Annotated in this window: 15 protein-coding genes and 1 other annotated feature; of the genes, 4 read left to right on the top strand and 11 right to left on the bottom strand. The window is 42.5% G+C overall.

Going from position 1 to position 16911, the window contains the following annotated elements; all coding sequences use genetic code 11:
* Positions 1-10: 10 nt before the first annotated feature.
* The 3 genes from mog to PluTT01m_RS02900 form a co-directional block, all read right to left on the bottom strand.
* Positions 11-586: a molybdopterin adenylyltransferase gene (gene mog / locus PluTT01m_RS02910; RefSeq protein ID WP_011144951.1), complete on the bottom strand. Its 576-nt coding sequence runs from the start codon at positions 584-586 to the stop codon at positions 11-13.
* An 81-nt stretch (positions 587-667) separates the two neighbouring features.
* Positions 668-1621: a transaldolase gene (gene tal / locus PluTT01m_RS02905; RefSeq protein ID WP_011144950.1), complete on the bottom strand. Its 954-nt coding sequence runs from the start codon at positions 1619-1621 to the stop codon at positions 668-670.
* 723 nt (positions 1622-2344) lie between these two features.
* The gene (locus PluTT01m_RS02900; RefSeq protein ID WP_011144949.1) at positions 2345-3556 is read right to left on the bottom strand and encodes an MFS transporter; all 1212 of its coding nucleotides are present in this window, start codon (positions 3554-3556) and stop codon (positions 2345-2347) included.
* Between the two features lie 500 nt (positions 3557-4056).
* Between PluTT01m_RS02900 and yaaA the strand changes: the two genes are divergently transcribed.
* A complete protein-coding gene (gene yaaA, locus PluTT01m_RS02895) occupies positions 4057-4833 on the top strand; it encodes a peroxide stress protein YaaA (RefSeq protein ID WP_011144948.1) in 777 nt (258 codons plus the stop codon).
* 50 nt (positions 4834-4883) lie between these two features.
* Here yaaA and thrC read toward each other — a convergent pair whose 3' ends face one another.
* The 4 genes from thrC to thrL all read right to left on the bottom strand — a co-directional run bounded on the left by thrC (position 4884) and on the right by thrL (position 9729).
* Positions 4884-6182, bottom strand: a complete 1299-nt coding sequence (gene thrC / locus PluTT01m_RS02890) for a threonine synthase (protein ID WP_011144947.1) — start codon at positions 6180-6182, stop codon at positions 4884-4886.
* Between the two features lie 3 nt (positions 6183-6185).
* Positions 6186-7115 carry a homoserine kinase gene (gene thrB, locus PluTT01m_RS02885; protein WP_011144946.1) on the bottom strand — a complete coding sequence of 310 codons (930 nt, stop codon included), beginning with the start codon at positions 7113-7115 and terminating at the stop codon, positions 6186-6188.
* A 2-nt stretch (positions 7116-7117) separates the two neighbouring features.
* On the bottom strand, positions 7118-9577 hold the full coding sequence (thrA, locus tag PluTT01m_RS02880; protein ID WP_011144945.1) for a bifunctional aspartate kinase/homoserine dehydrogenase I: 2460 nt from the start codon (positions 9575-9577) through the stop codon (positions 7118-7120).
* Positions 9578-9602: 25 nt separating this feature from the next.
* Positions 9603-9722: a sequence feature (Thr leader region), on the bottom strand.
* Positions 9661-9729: a thr operon leader peptide gene (thrL, locus tag PluTT01m_RS28175; RefSeq protein ID WP_109791942.1), complete on the bottom strand. Its 69-nt coding sequence runs from the start codon at positions 9727-9729 to the stop codon at positions 9661-9663. (Overlaps the previous feature by 62 nt.)
* Before the next feature lie 658 nt (positions 9730-10387).
* Here thrL and arcA point away from each other — a divergent pair.
* Positions 10388-11104 carry a two-component system response regulator ArcA gene (gene arcA / locus PluTT01m_RS02870; RefSeq protein ID WP_011144944.1) on the top strand — a complete coding sequence of 239 codons (717 nt, stop codon included), beginning with the start codon at positions 10388-10390 and terminating at the stop codon, positions 11102-11104.
* Positions 11105-11167: 63 nt separating this feature from the next.
* On the opposite strand, the gene creA is transcribed toward arcA, so the two are convergent.
* On the bottom strand, positions 11168-11653 hold the full coding sequence (gene creA / locus PluTT01m_RS02865; protein ID WP_011144943.1) for a protein CreA: 486 nt from the start codon (positions 11651-11653) through the stop codon (positions 11168-11170).
* A gap of 383 nt (positions 11654-12036) precedes the next feature.
* On the opposite strand from creA, the gene robA reads away from it, so the two are divergent.
* Positions 12037-12912, top strand: a complete 876-nt coding sequence (gene robA, locus PluTT01m_RS02860) for an MDR efflux pump AcrAB transcriptional activator RobA (RefSeq protein WP_011144942.1) — start codon at positions 12037-12039, stop codon at positions 12910-12912.
* On the opposite strand, the gene gpmB is transcribed toward robA, so the two are convergent.
* Positions 12909-13556, bottom strand: coding sequence for a 2,3-diphosphoglycerate-dependent phosphoglycerate mutase GpmB (gpmB, locus tag PluTT01m_RS02855; RefSeq protein WP_011144941.1), 648 nt, complete (start codon positions 13554-13556; stop codon positions 12909-12911). The two genes, robA and gpmB, sit on opposite strands and share 4 nt — an antisense overlap.
* Before the next feature lie 54 nt (positions 13557-13610).
* On the opposite strand from gpmB, the gene yjjX reads away from it, so the two are divergent.
* Positions 13611-14141 (top strand): inosine/xanthosine triphosphatase, encoded by a 531-nt coding sequence (gene yjjX / locus PluTT01m_RS02850; protein WP_011144940.1) that lies wholly within the window; start codon positions 13611-13613, stop codon positions 14139-14141.
* Positions 14142-14176: 35 nt separating this feature from the next.
* On the opposite strand, the gene trpR is transcribed toward yjjX, so the two are convergent.
* Positions 14177-14497: a trp operon repressor gene (trpR, locus tag PluTT01m_RS02845; RefSeq protein WP_011144939.1), complete on the bottom strand. Its 321-nt coding sequence runs from the start codon at positions 14495-14497 to the stop codon at positions 14177-14179.
* A 59-nt stretch (positions 14498-14556) separates the two neighbouring features.
* Complete coding sequence (sltY, locus tag PluTT01m_RS02840) at positions 14557-16473, bottom strand: murein transglycosylase (RefSeq protein WP_011144938.1); 1917 nt, start codon at positions 16471-16473, stop codon at positions 14557-14559.
* Positions 16474-16911 lie beyond the last annotated feature (438 nt).

Below are 16911 nucleotides of genomic sequence, written 5' to 3'. Positions count from 1 at the left end.
AACTCATTATTCAACGACGAGCACTTTTCGGTCTAAAAGCCGCGACTACCTTATCATCGGTTTCCACATACGGGCCATCTAGCAATTGGATACAATACGGCACACTGGCAAAAATGCCGGATACCAGAACTTTGCCATTTTCGTCTTTCAAGCCTTCCAACGTTTCTGCGATTGCTTTTGGTTGCCCCGGCAAATTCAAAATCAGCGCCTGCTTGCGGATAACACCAACCTGACGGGATAAAATTGCCGTTGGAACAAATTGCAAACTAATCTGACGCATCTGTTCGCCATAACCCGGCATTTCACGGTCTGCAACCGCTAATGTAGCATCAGGCGTCACATCTCGGCGTGCGGGGCCGGTTCCACCAGTGGTCAAAACCAGATGACAGCCGATTTCATCCACTAGCTCACACAAGGTTTGTTCAATGATGATCTGCTCATCCGGGATCAGACGAGCCTCTATCTGAAAAGGGGTGGTAATCGCACTTTTCAGCCACTCTTCTAATGCCGGAATCCCTTTGTCCTGATAAACACCGCTTGATGCACGATCAGAGACGGATACCAAGCCAATGCGCAATTCATTCATATAAACCTCAATTAACTAAATAGCAAAAAGGCGGCCAATTATGCCGCCTTTAACGCTAAAAGAATAGTTTATCGCCTATCATTACAGCAGATCAGAGATCATCTTCTCAAGTTTGCCCTGATCAATAGCAAATTTACGGATACCATCCGCCAGTTTTTCTGTTGCCATTGCATCCTGATGATGTTCCCAATAGAACTGAGCTTCATTCAATGGCTCTGGACGCGCTTTAATTTCACCGGCATAACCCAGTTTACGTTCAACTTCACCCTGAGCTTCAGACAACTCTTTCAACAGCGCAGGCGCAATAGTCAAACGGTCGCAACCCGCCAATTCCAAGATCTCACCGGAATTACGGAAACTTGCTCCCATAACCACGGTGTCATAGCCATGTTGTTTATAGTATTGGTAGATTTCAGTTACAGAAATAACGCCCGGATCTTCGTGTGGAGCGAACTCTTTCTGATCGCTGTTCGCTTTATACCAGTCAAGGATACGGCCAACAAATGGCGAAATCAGATAAACCCCGGCTTCCGCACAAGCACGCGCCTGAGCAAAGGAAAACAGTAGTGTCAGGTTACAGTTAATCCCTTCTTTTTCTAGCTGTTCAGCCGCACGGATACCCTGCCAAGTTGAAGCCAATTTGATCAGAATCCGATCATTGCTGATACCAGCCTCGTTATATAGCTTAATCAAGCGCTTAGCTTTGGCAACACTGCGTTCGGAGTCATAAGACAAACGGGCATCAACTTCTGTCGAAATACGGCCTGGGATCAGTTTGAGAATTTCCAAGCCAATATTTACCGCCAGTTTATCACTAGCATCCACAATCTGCTGCTCGCGGGAATCGCTCTGTTCGCGCGCCCACGCAATTGCTTCATCAATTAGTTTACGGTATTCAGGAATCTGTGCAGCGTTAAGGATCAGAGATGGGTTAGTTGTCGCATCTTGTGGCTGATAAAGCTTCATCGCCGCAATATCCCCGGTATCTGCTACTACTGTTGTCAGTTTACGCAGGGAGGTTAGTTTATCGGTCATTTTGTCATATCTCATCGTTATGCGTGAAATTGTGGCATTGTTATTGAGCCATCCACTGATAATAACACGGTAAGACCTTGCTGCAAGGCGGTAAAACGATCACGCGCAGTCACTCACTCTGTAGCCAATCTTTTCATATCACTTCTCTAATGTTCAATATTGAACCAATAGTTTCCATGTGTGAGACAACGATTATTTTCTTATTTTTATCAATTCTATTTATTAATTTCCTGCAATCAAACTCATCAAATATAATCACATCTGAATCCGAGTTGTTAAGATAATATAAAAATCTATCGTTTGCTAAATAGGGATCAAAATTATGATCTATATATTATTGATAGAACATAAGCCTGATTTTTAGTCATAAAAAACAGACTTAGATCATTAATCACACTCAAGATAGGTTTCAACATTACAATAAGGAATTTTTATAATAAAAATAAAAAAAGAAGATAATAAGTTAATTATAACTTCAACAGGAAACAGAATTAAGGTACTATATTGCTTCGTTAAATTATTCTTAATTGCAGAAATGTTCATTTTCCACCTTATTTTCTTAATATACCCTATGGATTTCAAGTTGCATCGCGACGGCAAGGGAACGAATCCCCGGGAGCATAGATAACTATGTGACCGGGGTGAGTGAGTGCAGCCAACAAAGAGGCAGCTTGAAAGATGACGGGTATAGCTAAATTAGGTCCTCTTTACTCCCTACATAAATTACTTCAATGTGAGTTTATTCTCAACATCAGCGCTTATTTTCTTTGCAACAAAAACTGAACTCAAAGAACACATTGCAAAAAAGACAAACAACACACTACTTCCTAGCAAAGGGATTAACCATATTATTATAATACCAAAGACTGATTGATAACTCCTTGCAATTGCATCCGAAGACGATATTATTCTCGCAAAGTATTTTTCTGGTGTCAGCTCTTGCCCTGATGTATAGAGAGATATCCTTAAAAAAGAAAGTCCGATAAAAATAAGCATAGTTCCCAAAGTATAAAATAACAAAACAATTCTTGACAAAGGCATAGCCCAAAGAATACTCCCAATTGCAATCAATAGAGAGCCAAGAAAGAAAGATTTTTTTAATTTACTTATATTAAAATAGTAGCTAGAAAAATAAGATCCAAATAATATTGAAACAGAAGCTAAAAAGGAAAAATAAGCAATTAAATCAGAAAAAGAAAATGAATATAATCCATTAAATAAAGAGATAATTGTTGTATAGCTAGAAGTCATTATATAGGTTGAAATCACTTGATATGACACCATAGCAGTTAAAATACTTATCCTGAACAATAATATATTTCTCTGAGTATCATTATTGATGATATATTCTAATCCTCCATATTTCATAACAGCATCATTTTTCTTTATTTTATTTCCCCATTCACCAATAAAAAAGAGAAATATAATTGATAAAATAAAACACATTGATTCAATAATAAATAAAAAACGTATCGATGTTATATTTATCAAAAAACCTGCTATCAATGGAGAAGATATAGAGAGCAACCCATAATAGAATTGTTGCTTTGATATAAAAGCCACTCTTTCTTCTGAGCTGACAAATGCCTGGTATGCCACTGACCTTATCGATATATTCAAACCTGAAAAAAATGATAGAAGAAAAGATATGAAAAATAATAAATATATATTATTGACAAATACAGCAAGAAATATTGTTACTGCCCGGAAGAAATCCGAAGAAATACAAATAGCCCGCATACTAAACCGAGCAGTTAGCCCGCCAATAACCACAAAAACTAATATACTCGCTGTTAACCTTACAGATACCATTAAAGACGTATCTATCTCCGACTTGGTAATTGAATATACAAGCGAAAGAAGCGCTATTTCACTTATTCCTGTACCAAAGATAGATATTATATCAGAGGATAATAGCCTATTTTTATTCTCCATACCTTATCTCACTTATATTTTATTTATCCAATCGATTTCATTAATGGTATTTCCCCGACTTCAATCAAATAAGAAACTGGTAATATTGTACACTTTCTCACTTTTAGCATAATTACTATATTACAATCCAAGAAAAATCGATCAAACTCACAAAAATTAATATTTTAATAAGCCAAAAAACTTTATTTTAATTTATATATACCCTATGGATTTCAAGATGCATCGCGACGGCAAGGGAGCGAATCCCCGGGAGCATAGATAACTATGTGACCGGGGTGAGTGAGTGCAGCCAACAAAGAGGCAGCTTGAAAGATGACGGGTATAAATTATTTAAATATTTTTAACGCTAAGTGCAGTATCGATCAATAAAATGGAGTGCAAAATTATCAGCTTGTTACCCTACAGATATCACGCACACAGTTTCCGCTATCGTCGTGATTAATTCTTTATTATCCTATCTTCTGTTAAAGTATCCTCATCTGAACAACCGGGACGATATTATGCTTATTACTATTTCACCTGCAAAAACTCTTGATTATGAAAGCCCGCTTGCCACGGAGGAATATAGCCAACCAGAATTACTCGACCAATCAAAGCGGTTAATCCGTATTTGTCGCGAACTGACGCCTGCCCAAATTGCGAGTTTGATGGGTATCAGCGATAAACTTGCCGGCTTGAATGCCGCCCGTTTTGGCGAATGGCATGCTGATTTCACACCTTTAAATGCCCGTCAGGCTATCCTGGCATTTAAAGGTGATGTTTATACCGGTATGCAGGCTGAATCTTTCTCCAATAAGGATTTTGATTTTGCTCAGAATCATCTGCGTATCTTATCTGGCCTTTATGGTGTACTCCGTCCGTTAGATCTGATGCAACCTTACCGGTTGGAAATGGGGATCAAACTGGAAAATAAACGCGGTAAAGATCTCTACGCTTTTTGGGGAGACCTGATCACAGAAAAACTCAATGAGGCGCTGGAACAACAAGGTGATAATGTGTTGGTTAATTTGGCTTCCGATGAATATTTCAAATCCGTGAATACGAAAAAGTTAGCCGGTAAAATTATTAAACCGGTATTTCTCGATGAGAAAAACGGTAAATATAAGATTATTAGCTTCTACGCGAAAAAAGCCCGTGGGCTAATGAGCCAGTTTATTATTCAGAATCAGTTAACGCAAATTGACCGTCTGGTGGAGTTTAATTTGGATGGCTACGCCTTTGATGAATCGTTATCCAAAGGAAATGAGCTGGTATTTAAGCGCCCTGAACAACATTAAGACCTTACTACCAATTAATAAACGCCGCATGATCTGTGCGGCGCCCACTTTCATAATGACTTGGGTGCTCTTTCCATCAAGAAAGCTCGCAACTTAGCAAAATCTGCCGGTAAGTAATGGGATAGCAACTCCAGATCAGCCCGTTCAGCCAAAGCTTTGGGCAAGGGTAATTCCTCACCCAGAATCTGCTCCACACTCTCTTTAAATTTCGCTGGATGCGCCGTACCAAGAAATAATCCGTATTCACCTTCTTGTAATTGATCACGCAAGACACGATAAGCCACCGCGGCATGAGGTTCAGAGATATAACCGTGTTTAGCCAGTTCCTTAATCGTTTCTTTAGTCACGTCATCATTGACTACACCATATCCCAATTCGCTCAATGGCCAGGATTTACGGTGGAACAGTTCTTCAATACGTGGCCAGTTGTTTGGCTGGCTCACATCCATTGCGTTGGAAAGCGTGGCAACGGTCTGATGAGGCAACCATTTTCCATCCTCTAGATAACGAGGAACTGTATCGTTAACATTCGTGGCAGCGATAAAGCGTTTTACCGGCAATCCCATCGATTTTGCCAATAAACCCGCGGTTAAATCACCAAAATTCCCACTCGGTACAGAAATAACCAGTTGTTCACGCTGATCTTCCGGTAGCTGAGCAACCGCTTCAAAGTAATAGCAAATTTGTGCCAACAAGCGGCTGATGTTAATTGAGTTAGCTGAATTGAGATACAGAGCCTGTTTCAACTCCTGATCATCAAACGCCTGTTTAACCAACGCCTGGCAATCATCGAAATCGCCATCAATCGCCACCGTGTGAATATTACCACCCAATGTACAGAACAATTTCTCCTGTAACGGGCTGATTTTGCCCTGTGGATAGAGGATCACCACCTGTACATTATTTAGCCCATAAAAGGCGTGCGCTACTGCTGCTCCTGTATCGCCGGAAGTCGCAGTCAGGATAGTTACTGGCTGTTCACCAGCAACTTGTGCCAATATTTGCGCCATAAAACGGCCACCAAAATCCTTAAATGCCAGAGTCGGGCCGTGGAATAATTCCAATGTTGCAACATCATTTTCCACGTTGGTAACAGGTGCCGGAAAAGTAAAAGCGTTCTTAATTCGTGTTGCCAGTTGTTCTGGCGGAATTTCATCGCCAATAAACGCGGAGAGAATGCAACCGCTGCGGGTGACAAAATCCAGTTTCAATAGGTGGTCAATTTCTTCACGACTGAATTCGGGTAAATCTTGCGGAAAGAAAAGCCCTTGCTGTTTGCCTAATCCCTGTTTGACTGCTTGTGCAAAACTCACCTGCTCGCTGTTGTCTTTCAAGTTATACAGTTTCATTAGTTACCCTATTTGTCGTGCGCCTGCGAGATCCAGACGGCAAATGTGTACAAAACCTTCATCATTCTGAACATAATGCTGTTGCAGCCACTCAGCTATTTCCTCTGCGGTCGCTATATCATTACAAATGGAAAACAATGTCGGGCCAGAACCAGAAATACCACACGCCAATGCCCCTACCCGTTTTGCTGTTTCACGCGCATTGGCAAAACCCGGTAACAGTTGGGTACGATACGGTTCAGCAACCACATCTTTCATCAATCTGGCGGCCAGCGCCGGTTGCCGTGTATGACAGGCATGAATAAACCCGGCAAGAAAACGTCCATGATCGATAACATCCTGCTTCGAATATTTTACAGGTAAAATTGCTCTGGCTTCTGCGGTAGAAACTTTGATGCCCGGATAGGCCATCACCCATAACCACTCATCAAACGAAGGTACTGGCTGACAGATAATATCTCCTTGTTCCATAATCAGTTGCAAACCGCCGAGATAGCATGGAGCGACATTATCATAGTGAATACTGCCGGAAATACGTCCTTCCAGTTCCCCCATCATTGCCAGTAATTGGCTTTCATTAAATGGGAGACCTGCAAACTCGTTCAGTGCCATCAAACCTGCAACAACAGAACAAGCGCTGGAGCCAAGGCCAGAACCAATTGGCATATTTTTTTCCAGCGTCATTTCCACTGGTAATTGTTTGCCCAAATGCTGGCAGAATAATTGCCAGCATTGATAAACAATGTTGTGCTCCAGCTTCTCAGGTAACTTCCCCACAAACTGCCCTTCATTACGCAAACTGAAACTCTTCGCTGCCCGAACAGTAACGCAGTCACCTAATAAAGCACCATTAACTGGAGAGACCGCCGCTCCCAGTACATCAAACCCAACACTGACATTACCAATAGATGCAGGCGCATAGACTTTAATCACAATTAAACTCCCTGTTTCCAGGACAAAGTACGCAGCATATCGGCGAAAACACCTGCGGCAGTGACATCATTACCTGCTCCGTATCCCCGCAGTACCAGCGGTATCGGCTGATAGTAACGCGTGTAGAATGCCAATGCATTTTCGCCATTTTTGACTTTATAAAGCGGATCATTGCTGTCTACTGCCGCGATTTTCACTCTACAACAGCCATCTTCAATCACGCCAATATAGCGCAACACTTTCTCTTGTTCTTTCGCTTCTGCCACACGCTGGCTGAAAACCTGATCAAGAGCGGGTAAACGTTCAAGGAAAGCATCCACATCCCCTCGGTTATCAAAGGAAGCTGGCAGTACAGGCTCCACATCAATATCATCCAATTCAAGTTCATAACCTGATTCTCGGGCGAGGATCAACAGCTTACGAGCAACATCCACACCAGATAGATCATCACGCGGATCGGGTTCGGTATAACCCTTCTCTTTTGCCAGTAACGTCGCCTGAGATAGTGACATTCCTTCATCCAGCATACCGAAAATAAAGGAGAGAGAACCGGAAAGAATGCCATTGAACTGAACCAATTCATCACCCGCATTTAGCAAGTTTTGTAAGTTCTCAATAACAGGCAGACCAGCGCCTACGTTAGTGTCATACAGAAATTTACGTTTAGATTTCTCTGCCGCCTTACGGATCTGATGATAATAAGCCATCGACGAAGTATTGGCTTTTTTATTCGGCGTAACCACATTGAAACCATCTCTCAGGAAACTAGCGTATTGATCAGCAATTTGCTGATTAGAGGTACAATCCACTATCACCGGGTTCAGCAAATGGTACTCTTTCTCCAAACGGATCAGGCGGCTCAAACTAAAAGGTTCTTTGGCCTCTGATAAACACTGCGGCCAATTATCAAGGCAAATACCTCTCATGTCCGTCAACATGGCCCGTGAATTAGCAATACCACATACCCGTAAATCAATGTGCTTTTGCTTCAACCATGTTTGTTGACGACGGATCTGCTCAATCAAAACACTGCCTACGCCACCAACGCCGACAACAAAAACTTCGATCACTTGATCGGTATTAAATAACATCTGATGGCACAAACGAACGGCTGTTGTTGCCACTTCATTATCGATAACCGCAGAGATAGAACGTTCAGAAGATCCCTGTGCGATGGCAACAATATTGATATTACCGCGCGCCAATGCAGAGAAGAAACGGGCAGAGATGCCACGCAGGGTACGCATACCATCGCCAACAACCGAGATAATGGAAAGATTTTCCATCACATCCAAAGGATCAAGCACCCCCTCTTTCAGCTCAAGATAGAATTCTTCACTCAGCGCCTGACGCGCGCGTTCCAATTCACGTTGAGGGACACAGAAGCTGATACTGTATTCTGAAGATGACTGAGTAATCAGCACAACAGAGATCCCTTTGCGGGACATGACAGCAAATACCCTTGCCGCCATCCCCACCATCCCTTTCATACCTGGACCTGATACGTTAATCATTGCCATATTGCTCAGGTTGGTTATCCCTTTTACCGGCGTACTTTCATCTTTTTGCCCATCGCCGATCAGTGTTCCCGGCGCATCTGGATTGGCGGTATTTTTAATCAAGCAAGGGATCTGAAATTGAGCAATTGGCGCAATGGTCCGTGGATGCAATACCTTGGCACCAAAATAAGAGAGCTCCATCGCTTCCTGATAGGACATGCCTTTTAATAACCGTGCATCCGGCACAACTCTGGGATCACAAGTATAAACACCATCCACATCAGTCCAGATTTCACAACATGTCGCCCGCAAGCAAGCCGCCAAAACCGCAGCAGAATAGTCAGAACCATTACGCCCCAAGACAACGAGCTCCCCTTTATCATTTCCAGCCGTAAATCCAGCCATCAGGACAATATGGTCATCTGGAATATTCAGAGAAGCAATGCGCTTAGTAGACTCGTTGATATCTACCGTAGATTCAAGGTAATGACCTTGTGCCAACAAATTTTCTACCGGATCAATCACCGTGACCTTGTGACCACGTGCCTGCAATACAGACTCCATGATAGCGATAGAGAGTTTTTCCCCACGACAAATCAGGGAAGCGTTAATGCTGTCCGGGCATTGGCCCAGTAACGAAATACCATGCAGAACCTGTTTCAATTGAGCAAATTCTTGCTCAACCATCATTTTTAACCGTTCATAAGCAAAACCGGGTTGCGCCCGTGCCATCCCCTGTAATAAATCAACAAAGATCTGCTCAGCATCGTGCATATGGGTAATGATCTCTTGCCCGGCGACCGTTTTTTCAATCATAGCCACTAAATGATTGGTAATTTTTGCCGGAGCAGAAAGCACCAACGCGACCCCGCCTTGAGAAAATTTTTTCTCTGCAATGTCGGCAACGCTCAACACCCGCTGGTAATTAGCGACCGAAGTTCCTCCAAATTTAAGTACTCGCATTAACATTTTTCTCCTGATTCCGCGCCAAAAAAAAGCCCGCATCTGATTTGGATGCGGGCTTTTTTCTCTGTTTTATATATGCGTCAGCCCGCCCCGCAACCTGTGGTCCCGGTGGTGGTAATCATTGTGGTTTTCAGGCTGATAATTCGCATAGGTTCCTGTCTGTTATTTAATGGGTTCGACCCTATATTGGTTAAATGAATTTGTGCGCAAAGTCAAACATTTTCTCTAAATAACCTTACGCTTTTGATATTTTTAACATTGGAATAATTCATTTCATGGTCATCAAGACAAACAAATATTTCTTACTGAACCCAATCTTTTAGTTGTTAAATCCATTTTTAACAAAATTAACAATATATTTTATCTTTTCGTAAAAATCAGTTATTTTTGTTCACCGCCCAGCTCATGGGGGATTATTTTTCGTACAAAACCACTCTATGCGTTAACAAAAATTTGTCATTTGCATGACAGAATACAAGGTATAAAATAACCAATATAAATAATATTAACGTGCTACAATCAATTTTGATGTACGTCAATAAAAGGTAGTTTTTTTAGATGGTAAATGCATTGCAAGCTGTTATATTGCTGTTAATGGACTAACATAACACTGTTTAACCAGTTTTTTGGGTATATACCCACCAAAGGAAAAGCAACTTTTACTTTCAGTGTAAAACATATCAATAAAATGTTATTACTGATTTGGGCTATAATTTCAGTGATGACAAATAATAACCAGTAAATATCCTGAGATAAGAGTAGTTTGAATCATTCTGATTTATTTTTAAGCGATTCTAGGTAGCAACCATGCAAACCCCGCACATTTTGATTGTTGAAGACGAAATTGTCACTCGCAATACCCTAAAAAGCATTTTCGAAGCTGAAGGGTACATAGTTTATGAAGCCACTGATGGTTCAGAAATGCACCATATTCTGTCAAACAACGACATTAACCTGGTGATTATGGATATTAACCTTCCAGGCAAAAATGGCTTGTTACTTGCCCGCGAACTGCGAGAGCAAGCAAATGTTGCTTTGATGTTCCTGACTGGCCGTGATAACGAAGTAGACAAAATCCTTGGCTTGGAAATCGGTGCAGATGATTACATCACCAAACCATTTAATCCGCGTGAATTGACTATTCGCGCCCGCAACCTGCTTTCTCGTACCATGAATCTGAGTAATGTCAGCGAGGAACGTCGCCAAGTTGAGAGTTATAAATTCAACGGTTGGGAATTAGATATCAATAGCCGTTCTCTGATAAGCCCGGCTGGTGAGCCGTATAAATTGCCACGCAGCGAGTTCCGCGCCATGCTTCATTTCTGTGAAAATCCAGGCAAAATCCAAACACGCGCAGATTTACTGAAAAAGATGACAGGTCGTGAATTGAAACCTCACGACCGTACTGTTGATGTAACGATTCGTCGTATCCGTAAACATTTTGAATCGACGCCAGATACGATGGAAATTATCGCCACCATTCACGGTGAAGGCTATCGTTTCTGTGGTGATTTGGAAGCATAACCTGAACTATCGGTCTCTAACAATGACAGGATGGGATATCCCTGTAGGAACCCATCCTGCCCCTCAATTTTCCACCGGCTTCCACGGCATAATGGGTACAGCACTGATCGCATTCTTCGGTGAACCATCGATCATCTTATCGGAATATGTCAAATAGACTAATGCATTACGGTTTGCATCATAGAAGCGAACGACTTGAAGTTTTTTAAACACCAATGAGGTTCGCTTCTGGAAAACTACCTGACCTTTTTTGCTGCTCTTTTTAATCTTGTCTGTTAGTTCAATCTCTCCAACCTGCTGACAAGAAATAGCCGCATCAGAAGTATCTTCCGCAAGTCCTAAACCCCCTTTTATTCCGCCTGTTTTTGCCCTACTCAGGTAGCAAGTCACATTTTTAACATCAGGATCATCAAACGCTTCCACGACAATTTTGTGATCAGGCCCGATAAATTTAAAAACAGTGTCTACCGAGCCAATCTCTTCAGCCAGAGCCGCCACAGGTAAACACAACAATGTCGTTGTTACGAGTATCTTTATGATTTTTAACATATATAGTCTCATGCCTTAATTAATTCAGCGTAAAATTTCACCGCCGAGATACCAAATAGGCGGTAATACCACCCAATAGCAATAATTACTTATTAGAATAATTTCACAAAGTAATGAGTGAAATAATAATACGAACAAGTATCCTATTGTAAATATAAGACTTGTTTTACACTTAGTGCTTATATCTAGTAGAGTTATTGTTGAATGCCACGCTTGTCAATACATTATGAACACCAACAGCACGCAGACACCAGAACAGATATGCAATACATAGGAATGATTCGTTTTACTCACTCTGTAAGCCTGTTCAAGTGGCAAACAAAATAGCCTAGTAGTATGAGTTCTTATATTGTTCTTTCTGGTCTTAACGACTAAGGAGATGTATGGATCAAACCGGCATCATTCGTGATTTATTACGTTGGCTAGATAATCATTTAGATCAACCGTTATCACTCAATAATGTTGCAGCTAAAGCAGGTTATTCTAAATGGCACCTGCAACGTATGTTTAAAGACATTACCGGCCAGGCTATTGGCTCCTATATCCGTGCCAGAAGGTTATCACGGGCAGCCGTTGCTTTACGTTTAACCAGCCGCCCTATTCTGGATATTGCTTTACAGTACCAGTTTGACTCCCAACAAACTTTCACTCGCGCATTTAAAAAACAATTTAATAAAACACCTGCACTTTATCGTCTCAGTGAGGAGTGGTGCGCCACGGGTATTTGCCCCCCCATATTGCTGGATAAGAGGTATATTCCCGAAGCAACCTATCTCACACTAAAGGAACAATCACTGGTGGGTATAGAACAAACCTGCTCTTATACGCTGGAACAATGGTCCAGTTTTTGTACTGAAATGCGCCACAATTTCTGGACATACTATCTGAAAAATGCGGAAGTGTTACCTCCTGTACTTTATGGCCTTCATCATGCGACTCCCAATCCAGAAAAAGAAGATGAACAAACCGTATTGTACACAACAGCGGTAGAACCCCAATATGCCCAGTTTGATGTGGCAGGCAGCCAACCTGTTACATTACCGGCTGGAGAATACGTTTCATTTAGTTACTACGGTACCAAAGATGGCTTACAAGATTTCCTGTTTACCGTCTATGGCATTTGCCTGCCAATGCTAAACCTGACACGTAGGAAAGGATACGACATCGAGCGATATTATCTTACCAATACCAATGATAGAGACAAGGAAGCGGCGAATCATATCATCGAATTTCAGTATCTCATTCCTATCCAACATTAACGTTGTAATTCATCCAGTGCGGGCGTATCCAGATGTGTGATATCGCCTGCCGTTTCTACAATCCAGCCCGACGCTAGCCACGGACTGTGCTGATAATCCACTCTGGACAGAGAGCAATTTCGCAAGCGAAGACGACGTTCAGCATGTGCGGGCAATCCCAGTATTGTGCCAACCAAACATCCCAAAGCGATGCCATGACTGACTAACAGCGGTCGGCTACCAACAGGCAGATTACGACAGTTCTCCAGCGCAGCCCTCATACGCACAGCCAGTTCATCCATAGATTCGCCTTTGGGGATACGTCCCCCAGGTGTGCCATCAAGGACTTTCTTACGCCATTTCTCTTCTTCCGATGTTAATGAATCAATATTTCTGCGTTCAAGAACCCCCATGTGCAATTCACGCAAACGTGGCTCCAGAATAATTTCACAACCACAAACCTTAGCAATGATTTCCGCCGTTCGGCGTGTCCGTCCAAGGTCACTGGTAATAATATGGGTAATACTTTCAGATTTTACTCTTTGTGCCACTAATCTGGCTTGATGTTCGCCTGTTTCAGTCAAAGGGCTGTCAGATTGTCCCTGAATACGACGTGCTGCGTTCCATTCAGACTCCCCATGACGAACAAGATATACCTGTAACATTTTCATTTTCCGTTATACTGCGTAAATACTCGTTCAAAGGATAACTCATCTATTATGTATCACGTTATTGCTGCAACCACCAACCCTGCAAAAATTAAAGCCATTAGTCTCGCCTTTGATGATGTTTTTGGGCCAGGTACTTATCGAATCGAAGATATCAATGTAGACAGTAGCGTCCCACAACAACCTATTGGTAACACAGAAACCCGCACTGGTGCCCGCCAGCGTGTCATGGCTGCCAGACAAGTTCGCCCAGAAGCAGACTTCTGGGTCGGTGTGGAAGCAGGTATTGAAGACGATATGACATTTGCCTGGATGGTTGTGGAATATCAGCAAATTCGCGGAGAATCTCGTTCAGCCAGTCTGATGCTACCAGAGAAAATTCTTGATGGTATCCGCGAAGGTCGGGAATTAGGCCATGAAATGGCTTATCTTACAGGCATTGATAACATCAATCAGAAAGAGGGTGCAATTGGCTTTTTCACTGATGGCATCCTGACTCGTACCAGCGTGTACCACCAAGCTCTGATATTGGCTTTAGTGCCCGTACATCATGAAATTTATAAAGAGCTGAACGCCCGTTAAACCAGCATTCCGCCTAGGCCGCAATTGGCGGCCTGCTATTTCAGTAATTGCTGTTCCAACCAAGCCTTAACATCGTTTGAAGCAAATTTCAGGCTATTAGAGCCGCGCGTAATCGTCGCAATACCCACTCCAAGTTCATTTTTCAGCTCACGCTGGCTCATTTTTCCACTCATCAACTCCTTGATAATGCGTACCCTGGTAGCCAGTGCTGTCCGTTCATCTGGTGTCAATAATAACTGCAAAATCGGATGCTGTAGATTTTCGGCAAAAGCCTGTTGGAGTAATGTCACAAAACATTGCCAATCTTCATGATCTTGCGGCGAAAGTGCCGGGTCTGTCAGATGATTTGTCGTCATAATTAATCAGTCATCATACTATTTAACTAGTACATCAGCATAACATAGTTTGCTACATATCAATAACGCCTTTGCCATTCAGCGTCAGTCAATACATTTGATGACTTACCCATGAAATAAGTGTAGAAGACATCATAAACCAAAATATTTTTGACATAATTGCGGGTTTCAGAAAATGGAATACTTTCAATAAAAGCTATCGCATCTAATCGCCCACCACTGTTAGATAACCAGCGATCTACACGAGTCGGTCCGGCATTATAAGCAGCGCTGGCCAGTATCCGATTATTACCAAAGCGCTGATAAACCGATTCGAGATAAGCAGTACCGATTTCGATATTCGTCAGCGGGTTTATAAGTTGGCTACTGTTTATATATCCTTGGATTCCATTTTGCTTAACCGTATCTTGCGCCGTTTCTGGCATCACTTGCATCAACCCAATTGCCCCAACTGGCGAATTAGCTTGCGGATTCCAGGCACTTTCCTGACGGGCTATCGCCATTGCATAACTTTGAGAAATCCCTTTATTTGCCGTGAAGTGACTAAATTCCCGCCGCCATGCCAATGGAAAACGCTCTTCAAGGTAGTCCCACATTTTTCCGGTTATTGTCGCCTGTACACTAAGCGCCGCCCATTTTTGATCGAAAGCATAACGCGCCAGTTGCTGTTGTTTTAATTTATCTTGGCTGGCGACCAAGTAACTCCACTCTATGCGAGCAAGGCTATCCATTTGCCAATATAGCAACTCTCTTACTCTCTGTACTTCGGGTATTGAAGCAATAGCAGCATCTGGCTTTTTTGCGCTATTCATCATCAGCGGATAGCTGACATTCAGTTTCTGCGCAGCAACCATTGGATAAAAACCACGGCCTTCTGTTAGCTGACGCAATATTGCCTCACCTTCACTTTTATTACCCTGCGCCAATAGAATGTTAGCTCGCCAATAACGCCATTCCTCTTTGTCTTGGTTCTCTAACGGTAGCAATTTTATCCATTGAGCCACACCACGCTCATCTGCATGACCCAACGCCAAACGAACACGACGCTCAAGCAATGCAACAGATTGGCTATCGCGGATCACATCATCACGCCACTTTTCCTGTTCATCACTCACATCACCCATTAACTGCCAGGCAACAATATCTTTTAATCGCTGACGTTCACTTGCAGTCATCTTTTGCACTCTGACAATTGATGGGATGATCACTCTTGCCTGCTCCGGATCTTGACGTGCGAAACGCGAAAAAGCCGCTAAAGTGGCTACACGGCTAAAATCAGTCGGCCCGGTATGATCAGCAAAGTCTGTTACGGTAACCGGATCATTCTGCAACTTAATCAGACCTTCACTGATACTTTTGTATCCCTGTGGTAACTGTTTAGCGAGGTAACTGACTAATGATGTATTGCCCGCTTTTAACGCGAGACTAATACGCTGTAATATCAGTTTTACTGATAAATGGCCTGTTTGCTGCCAAACATCAAATAATTTATCGCAACTGTCTGGTAAAGAACGCCCATTCAACCAAACTTCTTTCGCTCCCTGCCAGGCAATCTGCTCCTCACCTGTAGCCCATTTAGCAAAATAGTAATGACAGCGGGCGGTAATCGATTTTGGTGCAGTAGAGGTGAACGCCAGTAGCTCGCGCCACTCTTCGCGGCGTGCAAGTTCATTGATAAAACGGGATGATAAAGAACGTGCGGGAGGCAGATTGGGGTGACGATCAATAAAATCACGAATCCGCGTCGGGGTGGCAAGTGACAGATCCTGAGCCAGTTCCCGGTATTGCAGATAAGGATAAAGAGGATAGTTTTTCAATGTGGGCATCAGTCTCGCAACTTCAGCCCTATCGCTGACATTCCACGCTTGCTTAATCTGCTGATATCTCTGTCGCTGATTTTCCAGAGAATCAGCATTTACGGCTACAGAGATAAAAATCAACCCTATAGCCATCGTAAGGCATTGCCATTTAGCCATTATCACGCTCCTCCCGGAGATCAAATCAAATAGGTTAATATTACGAATGCATAAACAGCATAATAATATAATTACCACCGCTTACCACATTAATTCACCCTATGATGAAATATCTAACTACATATCCAGAACAGGTAAGTTTTTTATCCAATAAATTGATTCACTTTAACAAATTCAACCTAGGATCATCTTATTCGGGCAATTGGGTTATATACACTATGGATTTCAAGATGCATCGCGACGGCAAGAGAGTGAATCCCCGGGAGCATAGCAAACTATGTGACCGGGGTGAGCGAGCGCAGCCAACAAAGAGGCAACTTGAAAGATAACGGGTATAGAGTTTATTAACTTAAATCGGGTAAACTGTGACAAATCATATTCAGATGAACATCAACAACCTAAACGGATATAATCAGGTATCAACGCGCCCTGTCCATG

It is taken from the genome of Photorhabdus laumondii subsp. laumondii (assembly GCF_003343245.1).
GTDB classification, from domain to species: domain Bacteria; phylum Pseudomonadota; class Gammaproteobacteria; order Enterobacterales; family Enterobacteriaceae; genus Photorhabdus; species Photorhabdus laumondii.
Note: the sequence above shows the minus strand (reverse complement) of the source record. Positions and strands in the feature narration are given on the sequence as shown.

Excerpts from the sequence above, each read along its gene's own strand:
- thrC (WP_011144947.1), bottom strand. The coding sequence starts at position 6,182 with ATGAAACTGTATAACTTGAAAGACAACAGCGAGCAGGTGAGTTTTGCA.
- sltY (WP_011144938.1), bottom strand. The coding sequence starts at position 16,473 with ATGGCTAAATGGCAATGCCTTACGATGGCTATAGGGTTGATTTTTATC.
- creA (WP_011144943.1), bottom strand. The coding sequence starts at position 11,653 with ATGTTAAAAATCATAAAGATACTCGTAACAACGACATTGTTGTGTTTA.
- mog (WP_011144951.1), bottom strand. The coding sequence starts at position 586 with ATGAATGAATTGCGCATTGGCTTGGTATCCGTCTCTGATCGTGCATCA.
- trpR (WP_011144939.1), bottom strand. The coding sequence starts at position 14,497 with ATGACGACAAATCATCTGACAGACCCGGCACTTTCGCCGCAAGATCAT.
- thrA (WP_011144945.1), bottom strand. The coding sequence starts at position 9,577 with ATGCGAGTACTTAAATTTGGAGGAACTTCGGTCGCTAATTACCAGCGG.
- arcA (WP_011144944.1), top strand. The coding sequence starts at position 10,388 with ATGCAAACCCCGCACATTTTGATTGTTGAAGACGAAATTGTCACTCGC.
- gpmB (WP_011144941.1), bottom strand. The coding sequence starts at position 13,556 with ATGTTACAGGTATATCTTGTTCGTCATGGGGAGTCTGAATGGAACGCA.
- tal (WP_011144950.1), bottom strand. The coding sequence starts at position 1,621 with ATGACCGATAAACTAACCTCCCTGCGTAAACTGACAACAGTAGTAGCA.
- PluTT01m_RS02900 (WP_011144949.1), bottom strand. The coding sequence starts at position 3,556 with ATGGAGAATAAAAATAGGCTATTATCCTCTGATATAATATCTATCTTT.
- yaaA (WP_011144948.1), top strand. The coding sequence starts at position 4,057 with ATGCTTATTACTATTTCACCTGCAAAAACTCTTGATTATGAAAGCCCG.
- robA (WP_011144942.1), top strand. The coding sequence starts at position 12,037 with ATGGATCAAACCGGCATCATTCGTGATTTATTACGTTGGCTAGATAAT.
- yjjX (WP_011144940.1), top strand. The coding sequence starts at position 13,611 with ATGTATCACGTTATTGCTGCAACCACCAACCCTGCAAAAATTAAAGCC.